Origin of the sequence: Enterobacter cloacae complex sp. BZL2005 (assembly GCF_049238885.1) — a bacterium.
Lineage (GTDB): Bacteria > Pseudomonadota > Gammaproteobacteria > Enterobacterales > Enterobacteriaceae > Enterobacter > Enterobacter roggenkampii.
Window position 1 is genome coordinate 166472 of the sequence record NZ_JBMKGI010000008.1, and the last position, 19755, is coordinate 186226.

The 19755-nt window shown below is 55.8% G+C and carries 22 protein-coding genes; 5 read left to right on the top strand and 17 right to left on the bottom strand.

Features of this window, described 5'->3' with window-relative positions:
* Both ACOTXI_RS15470 and murQ read right to left on the bottom strand, forming a co-directional pair.
* Complete coding sequence (locus ACOTXI_RS15470) at positions 1-1362, bottom strand: PTS transporter subunit EIIC (protein ID WP_058653443.1); 1362 nt, start codon at positions 1360-1362, stop codon at positions 1-3.
* An 11-nt stretch (positions 1363-1373) separates the two neighbouring features.
* The gene (murQ, locus tag ACOTXI_RS15475) at positions 1374-2267 is read right to left on the bottom strand and encodes an N-acetylmuramic acid 6-phosphate etherase (protein WP_021241879.1); all 894 of its coding nucleotides are present in this window, start codon (positions 2265-2267) and stop codon (positions 1374-1376) included.
* A 117-nt stretch (positions 2268-2384) separates the two neighbouring features.
* On the opposite strand from murQ, the gene ACOTXI_RS15480 reads away from it, so the two are divergent.
* Together ACOTXI_RS15480 and ACOTXI_RS15485 are read left to right on the top strand one after the other, a co-directional pair.
* Positions 2385-3233, top strand: a complete 849-nt coding sequence (locus tag ACOTXI_RS15480) for a MurR/RpiR family transcriptional regulator (protein WP_023294330.1) — start codon at positions 2385-2387, stop codon at positions 3231-3233.
* Between the two features lie 46 nt (positions 3234-3279).
* Entirely contained in the window at positions 3280-3540 is a 261-nt protein-coding gene (locus ACOTXI_RS15485; RefSeq protein WP_008502177.1) for a YfhL family 4Fe-4S dicluster ferredoxin, read from the top strand.
* Here ACOTXI_RS15485 and acpS read toward each other — a convergent pair.
* From acpS to rseD, 12 genes are all read right to left on the bottom strand, one after another.
* Positions 3537-3917: a holo-ACP synthase gene (gene acpS, locus ACOTXI_RS15490; protein WP_008502178.1), complete on the bottom strand. Its 381-nt coding sequence runs from the start codon at positions 3915-3917 to the stop codon at positions 3537-3539. The two genes, ACOTXI_RS15485 and acpS, sit on opposite strands and share 4 nt — an antisense overlap.
* Complete coding sequence (pdxJ, locus tag ACOTXI_RS15495; RefSeq protein WP_008502179.1) at positions 3917-4648, bottom strand: pyridoxine 5'-phosphate synthase; 732 nt, start codon at positions 4646-4648, stop codon at positions 3917-3919. The genes acpS and pdxJ overlap by 1 nt, the downstream gene beginning before the upstream one ends.
* A gap of 33 nt (positions 4649-4681) precedes the next feature.
* The gene (recO, locus tag ACOTXI_RS15500; protein ID WP_058653441.1) at positions 4682-5389 is read right to left on the bottom strand and encodes a DNA repair protein RecO; all 708 of its coding nucleotides are present in this window, start codon (positions 5387-5389) and stop codon (positions 4682-4684) included.
* 17 nt (positions 5390-5406) lie between these two features.
* The gene (era, locus tag ACOTXI_RS15505; protein WP_008502181.1) at positions 5407-6312 is read right to left on the bottom strand and encodes a GTPase Era; all 906 of its coding nucleotides are present in this window, start codon (positions 6310-6312) and stop codon (positions 5407-5409) included.
* The gene (gene rnc / locus ACOTXI_RS15510; protein ID WP_003860711.1) at positions 6309-6989 is read right to left on the bottom strand and encodes a ribonuclease III; all 681 of its coding nucleotides are present in this window, start codon (positions 6987-6989) and stop codon (positions 6309-6311) included. Before rnc ends, era begins: the two co-directional genes overlap by 4 nt.
* 222 nt (positions 6990-7211) lie before the next feature.
* On the bottom strand, positions 7212-8186 hold the full coding sequence (lepB, locus tag ACOTXI_RS15515) for a signal peptidase I (protein WP_008502182.1): 975 nt from the start codon (positions 8184-8186) through the stop codon (positions 7212-7214).
* 15 nt (positions 8187-8201) lie between these two features.
* A complete protein-coding gene (gene lepA / locus ACOTXI_RS15520) occupies positions 8202-10001 on the bottom strand; it encodes a translation elongation factor 4 (RefSeq protein WP_008502183.1) in 1800 nt (599 codons plus the stop codon).
* Positions 10002-10185: 184 nt separating this feature from the next.
* Positions 10186-10662, bottom strand: coding sequence for a SoxR-reducing system protein RseC (rseC, locus tag ACOTXI_RS15525; RefSeq protein ID WP_008502184.1), 477 nt, complete (start codon positions 10660-10662; stop codon positions 10186-10188).
* Positions 10659-11612 (bottom strand): sigma-E factor regulatory protein RseB, encoded by a 954-nt coding sequence (gene rseB / locus ACOTXI_RS15530; RefSeq protein WP_008502185.1) that lies wholly within the window; start codon positions 11610-11612, stop codon positions 10659-10661. The genes rseC and rseB overlap by 4 nt, the downstream gene beginning before the upstream one ends.
* Complete coding sequence (rseA, locus tag ACOTXI_RS15535) at positions 11612-12262, bottom strand: anti-sigma-E factor RseA (protein ID WP_058653439.1); 651 nt, start codon at positions 12260-12262, stop codon at positions 11612-11614. Before rseA ends, rseB begins: the two co-directional genes overlap by 1 nt.
* Positions 12263-12293: 31 nt before the next feature.
* Positions 12294-12869, bottom strand: a complete 576-nt coding sequence (gene rpoE / locus ACOTXI_RS15540) for an RNA polymerase sigma factor RpoE (RefSeq protein ID WP_006176728.1) — start codon at positions 12867-12869, stop codon at positions 12294-12296.
* Positions 12866-12949: a rpoE leader peptide RseD gene (rseD, locus tag ACOTXI_RS15545; RefSeq protein WP_223605340.1), complete on the bottom strand. Its 84-nt coding sequence runs from the start codon at positions 12947-12949 to the stop codon at positions 12866-12868. Before rseD ends, rpoE begins: the two co-directional genes overlap by 4 nt.
* Positions 12950-13292: 343 nt before the next feature.
* On the opposite strand from rseD, the gene nadB reads away from it, so the two are divergent.
* Positions 13293-14912 carry an L-aspartate oxidase gene (gene nadB, locus ACOTXI_RS15550; protein ID WP_025912839.1) on the top strand — a complete coding sequence of 540 codons (1620 nt, stop codon included), beginning with the start codon at positions 13293-13295 and terminating at the stop codon, positions 14910-14912.
* Here nadB and trmN read toward each other — a convergent pair.
* Positions 14897-15634, bottom strand: a complete 738-nt coding sequence (gene trmN / locus ACOTXI_RS15555) for a tRNA(1)(Val) (adenine(37)-N(6))-methyltransferase TrmN (RefSeq protein WP_032675352.1) — start codon at positions 15632-15634, stop codon at positions 14897-14899. The two genes, nadB and trmN, sit on opposite strands and share 16 nt — an antisense overlap.
* A gap of 132 nt (positions 15635-15766) precedes the next feature.
* Here trmN and srmB point away from each other — a divergent pair, with 132 nt between their 5' ends.
* The gene (srmB, locus tag ACOTXI_RS15560) at positions 15767-17095 is read left to right on the top strand and encodes an ATP-dependent RNA helicase SrmB (protein WP_008502189.1); all 1329 of its coding nucleotides are present in this window, start codon (positions 15767-15769) and stop codon (positions 17093-17095) included.
* A gap of 53 nt (positions 17096-17148) precedes the next feature.
* Here srmB and grcA read toward each other — a convergent pair whose 3' ends face one another.
* The gene (grcA, locus tag ACOTXI_RS15565) at positions 17149-17532 is read right to left on the bottom strand and encodes an autonomous glycyl radical cofactor GrcA (protein WP_008502190.1); all 384 of its coding nucleotides are present in this window, start codon (positions 17530-17532) and stop codon (positions 17149-17151) included.
* 314 nt (positions 17533-17846) lie between these two features.
* Between grcA and ung the strand changes: the two genes are divergently transcribed.
* Positions 17847-18536: a uracil-DNA glycosylase gene (gene ung / locus ACOTXI_RS15570; RefSeq protein ID WP_008502191.1), complete on the top strand. Its 690-nt coding sequence runs from the start codon at positions 17847-17849 to the stop codon at positions 18534-18536.
* Positions 18537-18576: 40 nt separating this feature from the next.
* Here ung and ACOTXI_RS15575 read toward each other — a convergent pair whose 3' ends face one another.
* Positions 18577-19677 (bottom strand): tRNA/rRNA methyltransferase, encoded by a 1101-nt coding sequence (locus tag ACOTXI_RS15575; protein WP_008502192.1) that lies wholly within the window; start codon positions 19675-19677, stop codon positions 18577-18579.
* Positions 19678-19755 lie beyond the last annotated feature (78 nt).

Here is a 19755-nt window from a genome sequence, read left to right on the forward strand (position 1 = left end):
TTACTCCTCTGGGTCGTTGAAACCTAACAGCCAGGTAAACAGGAACCCGGCGATCACCGCTACTAAATAGCCTAACAGATAGAGCACCACTTTTCCGGTCACGATGGTTAATGCCAGCGGTAACCCCGAGAGACCAAAGGTGATGACGGTGGCAACTTTCCAGTAGCTGATCAGCGCCCCGCCTACCGCGCCGCCCAGACAGGCCGCGAGGAACGGTTTACCCAGCGGCAGCGTAACGCCGAAAATCAGCGGCTCGCCAATGCCGAGCAGCCCGACCGGGAGTGCGCCTTTAATCATTTTTTTCAGACGCGCGTTGCGGGTTTTCATCAGTACCGCAATTGCCGCGCCGACCTGCCCTACACCCGCCATCGACAGGATAGGCAGCAGCGCGTTATAGCCGTGCGCCTGCACCAGCTCGACGTGGATTGGAACCAGCCCCTGATGCAGGCCGGTCAGCACCAGCGGCAGAAAAGTACCCGACAGCACCGCGCCCACTAACAGGCCGCCGCGGTCAATCGCCAGCGAAGCACCTTGGGCAATCGCCTCAGAGATCCACCCGCCTAACGGCTGGAGGGCCACAATCGCTACGCTACCGGTAATCAGCGTGGTCAGCAGCGGGTTGAGGATAAGCTCAATCGAGCCGGGCAGAACCGCGCGCAGCCGTTTCTCGATCCAGCACATCAGGATGACCACCAGCAGCACCGCGATCACCCCGCCGCGGCCCGGCTGAAGCGCCTCACCAAACAGCGTAATCTGCGCCAGCTGCGGGCTGGACAAGATGCCCGCCATCACCCCGCCCATCGCCAGCGATCCGCCAAACACCTTCGCGGTATTCACCCCGACCAGAATGTTCATGATGGCGAACACCGCGCTGCCGAAGATCCCGAGAATCCCCAGCAGGTTTGGATACTGCGTGGCGAAATCCCCCACAATATCCGGCCGCTTGAGGATATTGATGATCCCGGTGATCAGGCCTGAGGCAATAAACGCCGGGATCAGCGGAATAAAGACGTTTGCCAGCTGTCGCAGCGCGTCGCTCATCGGGGCTTTGTATTTCGCCTTCGCCTGGGCTTTGGTGCGCTCAGCATCGTCAATCGATACGCTCGCACTCACGCCCATCAGCGCGCGCATGGCATCGACAACCTGCGCCGCCTTCCCCGGGCCGACGATCAGCTGGTGCTGCTGGCCCTGTTTCACGTAGCCGCTGACGCCGGAAAGCTGCTTCAGACCCGGCACGTCAAGCTGGTCGTCGTTATGCACCTCGACGCGCACGCGCGTCATGCAGTTTTCGAGACGCTGAATATTTTGTTCCCCACCAATCCCCTGCAGGATGCCGCTGGCGAGCGCTGCTGTTTTGTCCATACACGCCTCTGTTAATGTTCTAATGCCGCCCGTAAGAAACCGTTATGCGCATCGAGTTTGGCTCTTGCGGCCGCCGCATCCAGCCCGCTTAAGATCATCAAAATGGCCGGTTTAACATCGTGATCGGTCTGTTTGAGTACCGCTTCCGCCTCTTCGCGGCCTGCGCCCGTCGCCTCCATCACCATGCGGCAGGCTCTGTCCACCAGCTTGACGTTGGTGGCCTGCATATCCACCATCAGGTTCTGATACACCTTGCCGAACTTCACCATCGCGCCGGTGGAGATCATATTGAGCACCAGCTTTTGCGCGGTCCCGGATTTCAGGCGCGTGGAACCGGTGAGCGCTTCCGGCCCGACAACTGGCGAGATAGCAATAGCGGCCACCTGCGCAATCGGTGAGCCAGGGTTGCAGGAGATGGCGACCGTCGTGCAGCCGGTCTGGTTGGCGTATTCCAGCCCGCCAATCACGTACGGCGTACGCCCGGATGCCGCCAGCCCGACCACCAGATCCTTCGCGGTCAGATTAAGATCCTTCAGGTCATCCTCGCCCAGCTGTTTGTTGTCTTCCGCCCCTTCAACGGCTTTCAGCAGCGCACCGGGGCCACCGGCGATCAGCCCAACTACCAGACCATGCGGGACCCCAAAGGTTGGCGGACATTCTGACGCGTCCAGGACCCCTAAACGCCCGCTGGTCCCCGCCCCCATGTAAATAATGCGTCCACCGGCCTTGAGGGCTTCCGCAGCCGCATCGACCGCTTTCGCCACCTCTGGTAATGTCTCTTTCACTGCCTGCGCGACCAGCGTATCCTGTTGATTAAAGCGGTTAACCAGCTCCAGGGTGGAGAGCGCATCCAGATCCATGGTTTGCGGGTTACGTGTTTCAGAAACAAGTGAGCCAAGATTCATTTTTGTACCTCAAGAATTTTTAATTCATATTAATCACACTATAATGGAATATAAAATTCATTCAGGCGAGCAAAATCCGTATTTGCGCAGATAATCACATTTTCGCCAGGAGACCGTATGAACTGTTTAATTCGCATTCGCCAGCGCTACGCAGGCTTTGCCCAAAGCGACAAGAAGCTGGCGGATTTTCTGCTTTCTCAACCCGACCACGCGCGCCATCTCAGCTCGCAGCAGCTGGCGAGTGAAGCCGGGGTGAGCCAGTCCAGCGTGGTGAAATTTGCGCAGAAGATTGGCTTTAAGGGATTCCCTGCCCTCAAGCTGGCGATCAGTGAAGCGCTGGTCAGTAACCCTAACCCGCAGTCCATGCCGGTGCATAATCAGATCCGCGGAGACGATCCGATGCGGCTGGTCGGCGAAAAGCTGATCAAAGAGAACGTGGCGGCCATGCATGCGACGCTCGATGTGAATACGGAAGAGAAGCTGCTGGAGAGCGTGGCGATGCTGCGCGGCGCGCGGCGGATCGTTCTGACCGGCATCGGCGCGTCCGGACTTGTGGCGCGTAACTTTGGCTGGAAGCTGACAAAAATTGGCCTTAACGCCATCGTCGAGCAGGATATGCACGCCCTGCTGGCGACCGTACAGGCGATGGATCCTGACGATCTGCTGCTGGCGATCTCCTATTCCGGCGAGCGCCGCGAGATCAACATGGCCACCGACGAAGTCCTGCGCGTCGGCGGTAAAATTCTGGCGATCACCGGTTTTACGCCGAATGCCCTACAGCAGCGGGCCACGCGCTGTTTATATACCATTGCCGAGGAACAGGCCACGCGCAGCGCGGCTATCTCGTCCACCAGCGCACAAATGATGCTGACGGACCTGCTGTTTATGGCTCTGGTGCAGCAGGATCTGGAGCGTGCGCCCGAGCGCATTCGCCACAGCGAAGAACTGGTAAAGAAACTGGTTTGACGCGTATAATGCCCGCCCAGTTTGTGTTGTTTCTGAGAATTTCCTGATGGCGCTGTTAATTACCAAAAAATGCATTAATTGCGATATGTGCGAGCCCGAATGCCCGAACCAGGCCATTTCGATGGGCGACAGCATTTATGAGATTAACAGCGACCGCTGCACCGAATGCATCGGCCACTATGAGACGCCGACCTGTCAGAAAGTGTGCCCGATCCCCAATACCATCCTGAAGGATCCGGCACACGTCGAGAGCGAAGAGCAGCTGTGGGATAAGTTTGTCCTGATGCACCACGCGGACAAACTTTAACTTTCGATGATCACCGTTGCGCTAGCATAGTGACGCTCATCCGCGATCGTCACGTGGACGTGATTCACGCCGAGCTTCTCTGCCAGCTTTTGCGCCTCGCCCCATAAACGCAGGCTTGGCTTACCCAGCTCATCGTTAAACACTTCAAACTGGTTGAACGCCAGACCGTTACGAATGCCGGTCCCGAAGGCTTTGGCGGCCGCCTCTTTTACCGCAAAACGCTTCGCCAGAAAACGCACCGGCTGCTGATGCGCTTCCCAGATGGCCCATTCGTTATCGCTCAGCACGCGCCTTGCGAGGCGATCGCCGCTGCGGGCGATCACCGCTTCAATGCGGGCTATTTCCACGATATCGGTGCCTAAGCCCAGAATGGCCATTACTGACGCGCTTCCAGCATCAGGCGTTTCATTTCTGCGACCGCCTCTTTCAGGCCGCTCATCACCGCGCGGCCAATGATCGCGTGACCGATGTTCAGCTCGTGCATTTCCGGGATGGCGGCAATGGCCTTCACGTTATGGTAGGTCAGGCCGTGACCGGCATTGACCTTCAGACCCAGGCTCGCCGCGTAGGTGGCCGCTTTAGCAATACGCTCCAGCTCTTTCGCTTGCTCGGCATCGTTTTTGGCATCGGCATAGCAGCCGGTGTGAATTTCGATATACGGCGCGCCCACGTCGGCTGCCGCTTTAATCTGGGTGAAGTCGGCGTCAATAAACAGCGAAACCAGGATACCGGCATCAGCCAGGCGCTTGCAGGCATCGCGCATTTTGTCGAGCTGGCCGGCCACGTCCAGACCGCCTTCGGTCGTGACTTCCTGGCGTTTTTCCGGCACCAGGCAGCAGAAGTGCGGCTGGGTCTCACAGGCAATCGCCAGCATCTCTTCGGTGACCGCCATCTCCAGATTCATACGGGTGTCCAGCGTCTGACGCAGAATGCGAACGTCGCGGTCAGTGATGTGGCGACGGTCTTCTCGCAGGTGAACGGTAATGCCGTCGGCGCCAGCCTGTTCAGCGATAAACGCCGCCTGAACCGGATCGGGATACGCCGTGCCGCGCGCATTACGCAGCGTGGCGATATGATCGATGTTGACGCCTAACAGTAATTCAGCCATGACAATCCTCGGTTTTCTTTTCGATTCGGTGGTCTAACGTTTCGGCACAAACTGCCTGAATAATTCGCGGCTCTTTAAGGGCTTGCCGCCAAGATACGGCTTGAGGGCAATCCGGGTAAAGCGTTTTGCTGCGCGCAGGGTATCCTGATCGGGAAACTCGCGCTCATAAAGCGCCCTGAGCTGACGCCCGGTAAAGGTGCTGTTGTCGATCACGACGCTGGCAATGAAGCCTTTTTCTTCGCGGTAGCGGTAGGTCATGGTGTCTTCCACTTCGTCACCGCTGCCCGCACAGTGCAGAAAATCGATCCCGTACCCAAGATGGCCCAACAGCGCCAGCTCAAAACGCCGCAGCGCAGGCTCGGGCGTACCGGTTGCGCCAGCCAGCGCCTGGATACAGTGGAGATAATCAAAGAAAAGTTCAGAGAAGCGGGTCTCATGTTCAAGAACGCGTGAGATGAGTTCATTGACATACAGACCGCTGTAGAGCGTGATGCCGGAGAGAGGAAGCGCCAGGGAGACGGCTTCGGCGCTGCGCAGGGTTTTGACTTCCCCTCGCCCACCAAAGCGGACCAGCAACGGCGTGAAAGGCTGTAAGGCACCTTTCAGGTTAGAACGTTTGGAACGTGCGCCTTTTGCAACAAGGCGCACGCGGCCCGACTCTTCCGTGAAGACGTCCAGCATCAGGCTGGTTTCGCTCCAGGGACGACTATGCAGGACAAAGGCGCGCTGCCATCCATCCATATGCTCGTCGTCTTGTGTTACTGGTCTTCGCCGTAACCGAGGCTGCGCAGAGCACGCTCATCATCGGCCCAGCCAGATTTCACTTTCACCCACAGTTCAAGGTGAACCGGCGCTTCGAACATCTCCTGCATGTCCTTTCGGGCTTCGATGCCGATGGTTTTGATCTTGGCGCCTTTATTGCCGATCACCATCTTCTTCTGCCCTTCACGCTCAACGAGGATCAGGCCGTTGATGTCGTAGCCGCCGCGCTCGTTGCTCTGGAAACGCTCGATCTCCACCGTCACAGAGTACGGCAGTTCAGCGCCCAGGAAACGCATCAGCTTTTCACGGATGATTTCAGACGCCATAAAGCGCTGAGAGCGATCGGTGATGTACTCTTCCGGGAAGTGATGAATCGCTTCCGGCAGATGTTTGCGCACGATGCCCGCGATGGTATCCACGTTCAGACCCGTCTCCGCAGACAGCGGAACGATGTCGAGGAAGTTCATCTGGCTACCGAGCCACTGCAGATGCGGCAGCAGATCGGCCTTTTCCTGCACGTTGTCAACTTTGTTGACGGCGAGGATGACCGGCGTTTTGCCGTCGCGCAGCTTGTTCAGCACCATCTCGTCGTCCGGCGTCCAGCGGGTGCCTTCCACAACGAAAATCACCAGCTCCACGTCGCCAATCGAGCTGCTCGCCGCCTTGTTCATCAGACGGTTGATGGCACGCTTCTCTTCCATGTGCAGGCCCGGGGTATCGACGTAGATCGCCTGATACGCGCCTTCAGTATGGATACCGACGATGCGGTGACGCGTGGTCTGCGCCTTACGCGAGGTGATAGAAATCTTCTGCCCAAGCAGATTATTCAGCAGAGTAGATTTGCCGACGTTCGGACGTCCGACGATGGCAATAAATCCGCAATAGGTCTTTTCTTCGCTCATTCCAGCTCCAGCATTTTTAACGCCTGTTCGGCGGCAGCCTGTTCAGCCTTACGACGGCTTGAACCTGTGCCCACCACCGGTTCACTCAGGCCACTGACCTGGCAATGGATGGTAAATTCCTGATCGTGCGCTTCGCCACGAACCTGCACCACCAGATAAGATGGCAGCGGCAGATGACGGCCCTGCAAATATTCCTGCAGACGCGTTTTGGGATCTTTTTGTTTATCGCCCGGGCTGATTTCGTCCAGACGGGTCTGATACCAGTTCAGGATCAGCTTTTCGACGGTCTGGATATCGCTGTCCAGGAACACACCACCAATTAATGCTTCGACCGTATCGGCAAGAATAGATTCACGACGGAAGCCGCCGCTTTTCAGTTCACCCGGCCCAAGACGCAGACATTCGCCCAGCTCAAATTCGCGCGCGATTTCCGCAAGGGTATTACCCCGAACCAGCGTGGCACGCATGCGGCTCATATCACCTTCATCCACGCGCGGGAAACGATGATAAAGCGCATTCGCAATCACGAAACTTAAAATAGAGTCGCCTAAAAACTCGAGACGCTCATTATGCTTGCTGCTGGCACTGCGGTGGGTTAATGCCTGTTGCAACAACTCCTGATGATGAAAAGTGTAGCCCAGCTTCCGTTGAAGCCGATTAATTACGATGGGGTTCATGCGATACCAATAAATGAATGCGTCAAAAATGCAGCACACGAAACCGACCTGAGAAAACCAACGCGGTTTCGTGTGCCGTGGCACCCTTGCAGGGCCAACCTTAAACTTCGGGGGAATATTCTATACACAACGACAGGGGATGTCGTTAGTTCGAAGAGATTTATCGGTGAAATAATTCATGTAGCCGCGTTAATTCGCGGCTACACGTTCATTTAGTGAGAATTAATGGATTCCGCCAATACGATTCAGGCGTACGCCGGTCGGCCATTCGCCTTCCTGCTTCTCAAAACTCATCCAGATTGCGGTCGCTTTACCGACCAGATTCGCTTCCGGCACAAAGCCCCAGTAACGGCTGTCCGCAGAATTATCGCGGTTGTCACCCATCATGAAGTAATGGCCTGGCGGTACAATCCAGCTTGCCAGCTGCTGGCCCGGCTGACGATAGTACATACCCACTTGATCCTGCGCGATTGGCACGGTGAGGATCCGGTGCGTCACGTCACCCAGCGTCTCTTTGCGCTCAACCAGACGAATACCGTTATCTTTGGTTTCGCCTTTCGGTACCTGGAAGAATCCGCTGCTCGCTTCGCCACCGTTGTGACGGGCAAAGGTCTGCACAAAATCACTTGGCTCAACGTTCGAGTAAGTGATTGGCAGCGCGTTTTCACATGCAGTACCGGAGCTGCAGCCTGGCTGAACGGTGACTTCTTTCGCAACCGGATCGTAAGTCACTTTGTCACCCGGCAGACCTACCGCGCGCTTGATGTAGTCCAGGCGCGGATCTTCCGGATATTTGAACACCACGATGTCGCCACGTTTCGGATGACCGGTCTCGATCAGCGTTTTCTGGTAGATTGGATCTTTAATGCCGTAGGCAAACTTCTCTACCAGAATAAAATCACCAATCAGCAGCGTTGGCATCATTGAACCTGATGGGATCTGGAACGGTTCGTAAATAAACGAACGTACCACCAGCACAATCGCCAGCACCGGAAACACCGAGGCGCCCGTTTCCAGCCAGCCCGGTTTCGGACCGACCTTCTTCAGGGTTTTCGCGTCAATACCATCGCCAGTGGCTGCCTGTGCGGCAGCCTGACGTTCACGACGTTTTGGGGCGAAGATAAACTTATCCAGACACCACAGCAGACCTGTCACCAGGGTAGCAATGACCAGGATCAGGGCAAACATGTTCGCCATGCCAACTCCTTAGGGTTATTTGCCGTCTTTACCAACATGAAGGATGGCAAGGAATGCTTCCTGCGGCAGCTCGACGTTACCGACCTGCTTCATACGCTTCTTACCTTCTTTCTGCTTCTGCAGCAGCTTTTTCTTACGGCTGACGTCACCGCCATAGCACTTCGCCAGAACGTTTTTACGCAGCTGTTTCACGGTAGAACGCGCGATAATGTGGTTGCCAATGGCCGCCTGAATCGCGATATCGAACTGCTGACGCGGGATCAGATCTTTCATCTTCTCAACCAGCTCGCGGCCACGGTATGGCGCATTGTCGTTGTGGGTGATCAGCGCCAGCGCATCCACACGCTCGCCGTTGATCAGCACGTCCACACGCACCATGTTGGAGGCCTGGAAGCGTTTGAAGTTGTAATCCAGTGACGCATAGCCACGGGAGGTGGACTTCAGACGGTCGAAGAAGTCGAGTACTACTTCCGCCATCGGGATTTCGTAGGTCAGTGCGACCTGGTTACCGTGGTAAACCATATTGGTCTGCACGCCGCGCTTCTCAATACACAGCGTAATGACGTTACCGAGGAATTCCTGCGGCAGCAGCATGTGACATTCGGCAATAGGCTCACGCAGCTCGTGAATATTGTTCAGCGGCGGCAGCTTGGACGGGCTGTCGACGTAGATCACTTCTTTCGAGGTGGTTTCAACTTCATACACTACCGTCGGCGCGGTGGTGATGAGGTCCAGATCGTATTCACGCTCCAGACGTTCCTGAATGATCTCCATGTGCAGCAGGCCGAGGAAGCCGCAGCGGAAGCCGAAGCCCAGCGCCGTTGAGCTTTCTGGCTCGTAGAACAGGGAGGCATCGTTCAGGCTCAGCTTGCCAAGCGCATCACGGAAGTTTTCGTAGTCGTCAGAGCTGACCGGGAACAGGCCCGCGTAAACCTGCGGTTTCACCTTTTTAAAGCCTGGCAGCGCTTTTTCTGCCGGGTTACGCGCACCTGTCAGGGTATCGCCCACCGGCGCACCGAGGATGTCTTTGATGGCGCACACCAGCCAGCCTACCTCGCCGCATGTCAGCTCGGTACGGTCAACCTGTTTTGGCGTGAAGATACCCAGACGGTCGGCGTTATAGACCTGTCCGGTACTCATAACCTTGATTTTGTCGCCTTTGCGCATGGTGCCGTTTTTAATACGCACCAGGGAGACAACGCCCAGATAGTTATCGAACCAGGAGTCAATAATCAGCGCCTGCAGCGGGGCATCCGGATCGCCTTCCGGGGCCGGAATATCACGTACCAGACGTTCCAGAACGTCGGTCACGCCGACGCCGGTTTTCGCAGAGCAGCGCACGGCATCGGTCGCGTCAATACCGACAATATCTTCAATCTCTTCCGCGACGCGCTCAGGATCGGCGGCTGGCAGGTCAATCTTGTTCAGAACCGGCACAACTTCGAGATCCATTTCCATCGCGGTGTAGCAGTTTGCCAGGGTCTGGGCTTCTACGCCCTGCCCGGCATCGACTACCAGCAGCGCGCCTTCACAGGCCGCGAGCGAGCGTGAAACCTCATAGGAGAAGTCAACGTGGCCTGGGGTGTCGATAAAGTTCAGCTGATAGGTTTCGCCATCAGCCGCCTTGTAATCCAGCGTGACGCTCTGCGCCTTGATGGTGATACCGCGTTCGCGTTCCAGGTCCATGGAGTCCAGAACCTGGGCTTCCATTTCACGATCAGACAGGCCACCGCAAATCTGGATAATACGGTCAGACAGCGTCGACTTACCGTGGTCAATGTGAGCAATGATCGAAAAGTTACGTATGTTCTTCATATAGTTAAATAATTATGCCTTACGAATTCCTGGAGGCCGCTGTTCTTAGCCTGACGTTTTTCAGTGCGAAAACGCAGCATTCTACACTACATCTCCGCTACCTGGAAATGGACTTAGCGCCAGGTATAGCGTGAAGAAAGGACGTTTTCTGTTTTAAGACGTAAAAATGACAAAGCCCGATGAATCACCGGGCCTCAGAAGAGAGCGTCTCAACGCGAAGCTGGTCTGGCGCCAGCCCAACGCTGAGAATGACAGGCTGCCACTCCTCGCGCGCGGCAAGCGTCGGGGAGAGGCCTTTGGCAAGCCAGAATCCCCCCAGACCACCTAATGCGGCACCGCACATGGCGGCACCGTCGGTGCCAAACAGCATCTGGAAAACGCCGCCCATGATAAACAGCCCGAGCAGCGGAGAGAGGTAGACCAGCATGGCGGAGCTAAGCAGACTGCCTTCCGCGATGCCGAGTTCAACTTTCTGCCCGGCCATCAGCGGCTGTTCGCTCGGCACAGAAATCGTGTGCGAGGTTTGCGGCCCGAGCTTATTCAGCACGCGGCTGCCGCAACCGGCTCGGGAAGCGCAGCTATTACATGAGGCTTTTACATCGCAGCTCACCAGCGCAATGCCGTTTTGCCACGAGACTACCGTCGCCCATTCTTTGATCATTGTGCGGCCCTGAATTTAATGCTGTCGGAGATGCGCTTCGCCGTTTGCGGAGGAAGTTCCCCCACAATGGTGATCTCTGCATTATCGCGTACCGTTGTGCTCACCGTACGGCGCCCGGTACGCAGAATTTGTTCAGTGCTGTTTGCCGTTGCGCGATTGATATTCACCGAGAAGCTGAACAAACCATCGGAATAGAGGCGTGATTCTACCGGCGTTTCAATCGTTGGCAGCTGGCGACGGCTGCTGGACACTTCGCTAAATCCTTGCGGGATCCAGGCAGGTACCCAGTTGAAATTAACGGAATCGCCTGCCGGAACGGAAAGCAGCGGCGGCAGGCTGGCCTTAGCCAGATTCTGCATGCTGTTGCCAACCTGGTTGTTCACGCTAAAGGAGATAACGCGGAACTGTTCCAGCGTTTCACCGTCACGGTCAAGCAGGTCTACACGCATGGGGAGTTTGGTTTCCGCGTCAATCCAGACAATATAGCTGTAGCGCGTTCCATCCCGGGCGACAACGCGGATCACCTCACACAATCTGTCCGCAATACGCGTACGCCCTACCGAAATAAAATCGTAGTAAGGGGCAAGCCGTTTGAAGTCGGTGTAAATGAGTGACGGCAGGGAATCAACGATATAGTCGCCATTGAGCGTGAAAGGCTCCAGGCCGGGTTCGAAATAGCTGATTTCGTTACCACGCTGGACAACTTCCCGACGCGGGCCATCCATCTGTAAAAGCTGGGCGAGCGGCTGATTATCAAGACGGGCATGGCGATAGCGTAACGACTCGACGCCCTGCTTATTGATGCTGATAAATGCCAACTCGTAATTGAGTGACTGGCTGGCCAGATTCATTTGCTGCAACAACGCCCCGGATGATACATCAGCCGAGGCGTTGGCAGAGAAGAACAGGCTACCCGCCATCAGAGACATGGCGAACCAAAGTTGCTTCATTACTGCGATTGCGTTCCTAAAGTTTGGTTTCCGGGCACCTGCACAGCAGCTTGCTGTGTCTGCGCCTGCTCAAACTGAAGCTGTTCAGAGTGCAGACGACGCTGCAACTCGTAATCCTGCAACATCGCATTAATGCGACGGCGCTGCTCCTGAACCTGCTGTTGCTGGCCGCCGCTGGCGGAAGCATCAGCCGGTACGCCCAGACTTACCGGGCTGGCTTTGCCCATCATCGGCAGTGTGTTAAACACTGGCGCTTCTGGCTGCTGATTAGTTTCAGACTGAGTATTATAGTGCTGGACGCCAACGATAACTGCAAGCGATACGCATGCAGCCACACCCATTTGGGTAAGCTGGCTGGCCCACGGACGCACCTTTTGCCAGAATGACATTTTCTGCCACTGGTGTGGTGCGGGTTGAGCTTCAGGAATCAGCGGAGTGGTCTGATGAACAGGCTCATTCTCAATCGCCGCCATGACGCGGGCTGAGATATCGAAATGGAGAACCTCGCCGGTGTCACCGCGAAGGGTGTCACGGATGAGATGGTAACTCTCCCAGGTCTCTTGCATTTCGGGAGAATGAGACAGCTCGTTGAGCAGCTCACTATCCACCGTTTCACCATCCATTAAAGCGGAAAGTTTTTCTTTCTGCATGCCTAATACCTTTTCCAGTATCCCGCTATCGTCAACGCCTGATAAGCGGTTGAACTTTATTATCAATAGCTTCTCGCGCACGGAAAATTCGTGAACGTACCGTGCCGACCGGACAATCCATGATAGCGGCTATCTCTTCATAGCTCAGACCATCCAGCTCCCGTAACGTAATTGCCATGCGTAAATCTTCCGGGAGCGACTCGATCGTGCGAAAAACGATTTGTCTCAGTTCTTCTGACAACATTAAGTTCTCAGGGTTCGAAATTTCTTTCAATGCGCCGCCACTTTCGAAGTTTTCGGCGTCGATTGCGTCCACATCACTAGAAGGCGGACGACGGCCCTGAGCGACCAGATAATTCTTTGCCGTATTGACCGCAATACGGTACAGCCAGGTATAAAAAGCACTATCTCCCCGGAACGAATCCAGCGCGCGATAGGCCTTAATAAAAGACTCTTGCACCACATCAGGCACATCGCCTGACGGTACATAGCGGGAAACCAGGCTCGCCACCTTATGCTGGTAGCGCACCACCAGTAAGTTAAAGGCTTTCTGATCTCCCTTCTGGACCCGTTCAACCAGGACCTGGTCCGTTAACTGCTCGCTCATCCGAGGTAATGTCTCCCCAAACCTAAATTCCACGCGTTATCGAAACGCCACTCTAAAAATACCGCACTTTGAGCAAGCACCGAATTAGAGTGTCTGATCTTCAATAAGTTCCGTAACGCCTTTGTTTTTGTTCATCGCGCCGCAGACTGTTCATTTTCTCTCATTATAAGTCTGTTCACGATACGCACCACTTTCTGACAAGAAACATCTTTTTCCCGCCAGAAGAGTAACGCAACCCAGTCTTTATTTCATCACAAAATCTGACGCTAACGATCTGCTTCGCAAAATAATTTCACTCATTTACCCTCCGTTTACCTCCGCTTACGCGTTTAGCCATTGCAACACCCGTTAAAAAAAACGTGCGATAAATCGCACTCAGGTGCTATTCTGAGCCAACACTGTTTAGTAAATTAAACAACAATCATGAACACAACACCTGAACTCCATTGTGATGTACTGATCATCGGCAGCGGCGCTGCCGGTCTCTCTCTGGCGCTACGCCTGGCCGAGCATCAAAACGTTATCGTTCTGAGTAAAGGGCCGATAAGCGAGGGTTCCACGTTTTATGCCCAGGGCGGGATTGCCGCCGTGTTTGATGAGACAGACAGCATTGCCTCCCACGTTGACGATACGCTGATTGCCGGGGCCGGGATCGTGGATGCGCACGCCGCAGAGTTTGTCGCCAGCAATGCCCGCCATTGCGTGCAGTGGCTCATCGACCAGGGCGTCTTATTCGATACGCAGGTTCAACCCAACGGTGAAGAGAGCTACCACCTGACGCGCGAAGGCGGTCATAGCCACCGCCGCATCCTGCACGCAGCGGATGCCACCGGAAAAGAAGTGGAGACCACGCTGGTCGGCAAGGCGCTGAGCCATCCTAATATTCGGGTGCTTGAACGAAGCAATGCCGTTGATCTGATTATCTCCGACAAGATTGGCCTGCCGGGCACGCGTCGCGTGGTGGGCGCCTGGGTGTGGAACCGCAATAAAGAGAAGGTGGAAACCTGCCAGGCGAAGGCTGTGGTGCTCGCCACGGGCGGCGCCTCTAAAGTGTATCAGTACACCACGAACCCGGACATTGCCTCCGGAGACGGTATCGCGATGGCCTGGCGCGCCGGCTGCCGGGTGGCGAACCTTGAGTTCAATCAGTTTCACCCAACCGCCCTGTTCCATCCTCAGGCGCGCAACTTCCTGCTGACGGAAGCCCTGCGCGGCGAAGGCGCCTATCTGAAACGCCCTGACGGCACCCGCTTTATGCCGGACTTTGACGCCCGTGGCGAACTGGCCCCGCGCGATATCGTTGCCCGCGCCATCGACCATGAAATGAAGCGTCTTGGCGTGGACTGCATGTATCTTGATATCAGCCACAAGCCAGCAGAGTTTATTCGTCAGCACTTCCCGATGATTTACGAAAAACTGCTCAACCTTGGCATCGATTTAACCCGCGATCCGGTACCCATTGTGCCAGCCGCCCACTACACCTGCGGTGGGGTGATGGTTGACGATCATGGGCGTACCGATGTGGATGGTCTTTATGCTATTGGTGAGGTCAGCTATACCGGACTTCACGGCGCGAACCGTATGGCCTCTAACTCGCTGCTGGAGTGCCTGGTCTACGGCTGGTCTGCCGCAGAAGACATCACGAAACGCATGCCCTACGCCCGCGAAACAGAGCGCCTGCCTGCCTGGGATGAAAGCCGCGTGGAAAATCCGGACGAGCTGGTCGTGATCCAGCATAACTGGCATGAGCTACGGTTGTTTATGTGGGATTACGTCGGGATTGTGCGCACCACGAAACGTCTTGAACGCGCGTTGCGCCGCATCACTATGCTGCAGCAGGAAATTGACGAGTATTATGCCAATTTCCGCGTATCGAATAATCTGCTGGAGCTGCGCAACCTGGTGCAGGTTGCCGAGCTAATCGTTCGCTGCGCGATGATGCGTAAAGAGAGCCGCGGGTTGCACTATACCCTGGACTACCCGGATCAGCTTGCTGAATCCGGCCCGTCGATCCTCGCCCCGCAGGTTTACATAAACAGATAAAACGCCTGGGTCAGGGCAGTGTAATCTTCGGAATAACGCTGGTCTGGCCCACGGATCACCATTCGATCGTTAAAGCATTCCCCCTCTTTCGGCGAGAGCGCCAGCAGCACGCGGTGCGGCAGTCGGCCTTCGGTATCCGAAATGTCGGTACGCAGACGCAACGTCCAGCCGATCTCCTGCGCGATACCGATGAACGTGTTGCCCGTACTCTCAGGCAGGACCACGCAGAAAAAACCCTCTTCGGAGATAAGCTCGGCCGCGCTGGTGAGCAGCGCTTTATGATCGAGGGAACGGGTATAACGCGCCTGTTCGCGCTCGGGTGTCCCGCACTCAACGCCGGGCTCGTAGTAGGGAGGGTTGCTGACGATTAAATCGTAACGCGCGGTTTGTTCAGGCGCCCAGGCGAGCACATCCGCACATTCCACTTTCATGCGGGCTGCCCAGGGGGATTCGGCCATATTGTCACTCGCCTGCTCTGCCGCCTGCGCGTCCAGTTCGACGGCATCAATGGTGACATGCTCTTCCGTGCGCTGCGCCAGCATCAATGCCACCAGCCCGCTGCCGGTGCCGATATCAAGAATACGCTTAACCCCTGCGACAGGCGCCCACGCTCCCAGTAAAATACCGTCTGTACCGACCTTCATGGCACAGCGATCGTGAGCGACAAAAAATTGTTTAAACGTAAAACCATCGCGGCGCAGTTGCGCTTTGAGTTGAGACATGTCGGGGCAACCTTCTAAGTGAAACTGGAGTAGCATAGGGGAAAGCGAAGTGGCCGAAAAGCGATATCCATACAAACAGATGAAGATTACAGCCGTAACGTCTATAATCAGCGCCCCACACAGAGGTAGAACATGACTGTAACGACTTTTTCCGAACTTGAACTCGATGAAAGCCTGCTCAATGCACTTGAGAGCAAAGGCTTCACACGCCCGACCGCCATTCAGGCAGCGGCCATTCCGCCTGCGCTTGAGGGCCGCGATGTGCTCGGTTCTGCGCCAACCGGTACGGGGAAGACTGCAGCCTATTTGTTGCCTGTGTTGCAGCATCTGCTCGACTTCCCACGCAAAAAATCTGGCCCGCCGCGTATTTTAATCCTGACGCCGACGCGCGAACTGGCCATGCAGGTGGCCGATCACGCGCGTGAACTCGCGGCAAATACCCATCTGGATATCGCTACCATCACCGGCGGCGTTGCGTATATGAACCACGCCGAAGTGTTCAGCGAAAACCAGGACATCGTCGTTGCGACGACAGGCCGCCTGCTGCAGTACATTAAAGAAGAGAACTTCGACTGCCGCGCGGTTGAAACGCTGATCCTCGACGAAGCCGACCGTATGCTGGACATGGGCTTCGCACAGGATATCGAGCACATTGCAGGGGAAACGCGCTGGCGTAACCAGACGATGCTGTTCTCTGCCACCCTCGAAGGGGAAGCGATCAAAGACTTCGCAGAGCGTCTGCTGGAAGATCCGGTGGAAGTCTCGGCGACGCCGTCCACCCGAGAGCGTAAGAAGATCCACCAGTGGTACTACCGCGCGGATAACCTTGAGCACAAGGTCGAATTGCTGAAACACCTGCTCAAACAGGAAGATGCTCTGCGCACAATCGTATTTGTGCGTAAGCGCGAGCGCGTGCACGAGCTGGCTGAGATGCTGCGTAACGCCGGGATCAACAACTGCTATCTTGAAGGCGAGATGGCGCAGATCAAGCGTACCGAAGGCATTAAGCGCCTGACCGACGGTCGCGTTAACGTGCTGGTTGCCACAGACGTTGCCGCTCGCGGGATCGACATTCCAGACGTCAGCCACGTCATTAACTTCGATATGCCGCGCAGCGGCGATACCTATCTGCACCGTATTGGCCGTACCGGCCGCGCGGGCCGCAAAGGTATTGCGATTTCACTGGTCGAAGCGCATGACTACCTGCTGCTGCAGAAAATTGGCCGCTATGTTGACGAGCCGCTGAAAGCGCGGGTTATTGATGGCTTGCGCCCAACCACACGTGCGCCGAGTGAAAAAATGACGGGTAAACCGTCCAAGAAAGCGCTCGCGAAACGTGCTGAGAGAAAAGAGAAAGAAAAAGAGAAACCGCGCGTGAAGCAGCGTCACCGCGATACCAAAAATATTGGTAAACGCCGTAAGCCAAGCTCTGCCGCATCAGAGACAAAAACGGAAGAGTAAAAAAAAGCCGGGGACAATCCCCGGCTTTTTTATTCACCCCCGTAGCTGAAGCCTTACAGGCTTTCAGTAAAGGTACGCGCGATAACGTCGCGCTGCTGTTCTGGGGTCAGAGAGTTGAAGCGTACCGCATAACCAGACACGCGAATGGTCAGCTGCGGGTATTTTTCTGGGTGCTCAACCGCGTCCATCAGCGTTTCGCGGCGCAGTACGTTTACGTTAAGGTGCTGACCACCTTCCACGCGCACTTCTGGCTTCACTTCCATTGGAATTTCACGGTACTCGATTTCGCCCAGTTTGCTCACCGGCACGATTTCATCTTCAGCAAAACCCGCTTTCGCGACGACACAGCGCGCTTCGTTTTTCTCGCTGTCCAGCAGCCAGAAAGAGTTGAGCAGATCGTCATTTGCAGCTTTAGTAATCTGGATACCTGTAATCATGTGTTGCCTCCCTTAGGCTACATTAACTGATGTCGGCCTCTCGCGGCCAATTGGTAAAACCATTGTTTCTTGTGTGTATATATATCATTCACACCCCGGTGATTTATTGATTTAAATCAACAAAAACACCAACCACATAAAGAGTGTGGTTTGAATTTATTGCTTTAGATCAATTTCACGACCTTACCAATTCAATTTAACCTGCACATTTTCAACATAAATTTAGCCACTTAGCGCGCATTTCAGTGTGATATTTTGCTCACCGGGCTTTAACAGGTAAGCTAGTCAGAGATTGAAATTCGCAGGAGAGCGAGATGACGACACCTTTAACCTGGCATGACGTGCTGGCAGAAGAAAAGCAGCAGCCCTATTTTATCAATACGCTCAACACCGTTGCGGCTGAGCGTCAGTCCGGACAGACGATTTACCCGCCGCAGAAAGATGTGTTCAACGCCTTTCGCTACACCGAACTGAGCGATGTGAAAGTGGTCATTCTGGGCCAGGATCCCTATCACGGTCCGGGCCAGGCGCATGGGCTGGCGTTTTCCGTACGTCCGGGCGTGGCGATCCCCCCTTCTCTGCTCAATATGTATAAAGAGCTTGAAGGAACCGTGCCCGGGTTTACCCGACCAAACCACGGCTACCTGGAAAGCTGGGCGCGCCAGGGCGTGTTGTTATTGAACACGGTACTCACCGTGCGGGCCGGCCAGGCGCACTCGCATGCCAGCCTGGGCTGGGAGACGTTCACCGATAAAGTCATCAGCCTGATCAACGAACACCGTGAAGGGGTCGTGTTTTTACTCTGGGGATCGCATGCGCAGAAGAAAGGGGCGATTATTGACCGCCAGCGTCATCACGTGTTGAAAGCGCCGCACCCGTCACCGCTGTCTGCACATCGCGGTTTCTTTGGCAGTAATCATTTTGTTCTGGCGAACGAATGGCTGGAAAAACATGGCGAAACGCCAATTGACTGGATGCCTGTGTTACCGGCAGAGAGCGAGTAGTATTTGAATGTGCCGGGTCAGGCCCGGCACATGAAGAGGCTTATGCCTTATTCTGACGCCACCATTCGGCCAGCAGTACGCCGGTTGCAACGGATACGTTCAGACTTTCCACATTGCCTGTCCCATCGATTGAGACGCTCAGATCCGCACTGGAGAGCGCTGCATCAGACAGACCATCGCGTTCCTGACCCAGCACCAGCACCATCTTGCGTGGCAGCGTCGCTTTAAACAGCGGCGTACCGGCATGGCTCGAGGTAGTCACGATGGAATAACCCGCTTTACGGAACTGCTCAAGGGCATCCAGCACGCTATCGCCGGTGATCGGCTGTACGTGCTCGGCTCCTCCTTCCGCAGTACGGATCGCGGCGCCGGATTCCAGCAGCGCGGCATCCTGCAACAGTACGCCTTTCACGCCAAAGTGCGCGCAGCTACGCATCATCGCACCCAGGTTATGCGGGTTGCCCACATCTTCCAGCGCCAGCACGCAGTCATCGGCATCCGCCTGACTGACCCACTGCTGCACGGTGGTGCCGTTACGTTTTTTGATCAGGAAGCAGACGCCGCCGTGGTGCTCGGTACCGGATGCTTTGGTCAGCTCGGCATCATCAACCACGTGGTAGGCTTTGCGGTTTGCCGCCATCCAGCGCAGCGCTTCTTTAAAGCGCGGGGTTACGCTCTGAATAAACCAGGCGCGGACGATACATTCAGGACGGCTCTGGAACAGCGCCTGGCAGGCGTTCTCGCCATACACGCGGGTCTCTTCCGCACGCTGACGGCGCAGCACTTCCGGGTCGATAAAGCTTTTACCGCTGATACCGCCGTGATCGGCCTTTTCTGGCGTTTCGTCGCCAGGTGCACGAGAAACGGTGCGCCACGGGGAGGCGTTATCACGTGAGAAGTCATCCCGCGGACGGTCATCGCGTTTGCGATCGTCACGCTTGCGGTCATCACGTTTGCGGTCATCACCGCGGTTGTTTCTGTCATCGCGGGCGGGGCGACGGCCACCGTCTGCACGAGAAGACGCCGGACGCCCGCCACCTTTTCCGGTACGCGGATTTTGGGTGCGTTTATCAGAGTCATCATCACTGCGGACATACATCACTTTGACCTTGCCGCTTTTGTTTTTCATTTCGTCGTTCATGCTTTTCTCCACCAGCGCTGCGCGAAGCGCGCAGATTACCCGATGTGCCAGCGCATAGCCATAATTTCGTACAAAAGC

Coding starts and splice junctions, on each gene's coding strand:
- lepA (WP_008502183.1), bottom strand. CDS start 10,001: ATGAAGAACATACGTAACTTTTCGATCATTGCTCACATTGACCACGGT.
- srmB (WP_008502189.1), top strand. CDS start 15,767: ATGACTGTAACGACTTTTTCCGAACTTGAACTCGATGAAAGCCTGCTC.
- grcA (WP_008502190.1), bottom strand. CDS start 17,532: ATGATTACAGGTATCCAGATTACTAAAGCTGCAAATGACGATCTGCTC.
- murQ (WP_021241879.1), bottom strand. CDS start 2,267: ATGAATCTTGGCTCACTTGTTTCTGAAACACGTAACCCGCAAACCATG.
- trmN (WP_032675352.1), bottom strand. CDS start 15,634: ATGTCTCAACTCAAAGCGCAACTGCGCCGCGATGGTTTTACGTTTAAA.
- lepB (WP_008502182.1), bottom strand. CDS start 8,186: ATGGCGAACATGTTTGCCCTGATCCTGGTCATTGCTACCCTGGTGACA.
- rseA (WP_058653439.1), bottom strand. CDS start 12,262: ATGCAGAAAGAAAAACTTTCCGCTTTAATGGATGGTGAAACGGTGGAT.
- rseB (WP_008502185.1), bottom strand. CDS start 11,612: ATGAAGCAACTTTGGTTCGCCATGTCTCTGATGGCGGGTAGCCTGTTC.
- ACOTXI_RS15575 (WP_008502192.1), bottom strand. CDS start 19,677: ATGAACGACGAAATGAAAAACAAAAGCGGCAAGGTCAAAGTGATGTAT.
- recO (WP_058653441.1), bottom strand. CDS start 5,389: ATGGATGGATGGCAGCGCGCCTTTGTCCTGCATAGTCGTCCCTGGAGC.
- rpoE (WP_006176728.1), bottom strand. CDS start 12,869: ATGAGCGAGCAGTTAACGGACCAGGTCCTGGTTGAACGGGTCCAGAAG.
- rnc (WP_003860711.1), bottom strand. CDS start 6,989: ATGAACCCCATCGTAATTAATCGGCTTCAACGGAAGCTGGGCTACACT.
- ACOTXI_RS15480 (WP_023294330.1), top strand. CDS start 2,385: ATGAACTGTTTAATTCGCATTCGCCAGCGCTACGCAGGCTTTGCCCAA.
- era (WP_008502181.1), bottom strand. CDS start 6,312: ATGAGCGAAGAAAAGACCTATTGCGGATTTATTGCCATCGTCGGACGT.
- nadB (WP_025912839.1), top strand. CDS start 13,293: ATGAACACAACACCTGAACTCCATTGTGATGTACTGATCATCGGCAGC.
- rseC (WP_008502184.1), bottom strand. CDS start 10,662: ATGATCAAAGAATGGGCGACGGTAGTCTCGTGGCAAAACGGCATTGCG.
- acpS (WP_008502178.1), bottom strand. CDS start 3,917: ATGGCCATTCTGGGCTTAGGCACCGATATCGTGGAAATAGCCCGCATT.
- ACOTXI_RS15485 (WP_008502177.1), top strand. CDS start 3,280: ATGGCGCTGTTAATTACCAAAAAATGCATTAATTGCGATATGTGCGAG.
- pdxJ (WP_008502179.1), bottom strand. CDS start 4,648: ATGGCTGAATTACTGTTAGGCGTCAACATCGATCATATCGCCACGCTG.
- ACOTXI_RS15470 (WP_058653443.1), bottom strand. CDS start 1,362: ATGGACAAAACAGCAGCGCTCGCCAGCGGCATCCTGCAGGGGATTGGT.
- ung (WP_008502191.1), top strand. CDS start 17,847: ATGACGACACCTTTAACCTGGCATGACGTGCTGGCAGAAGAAAAGCAG.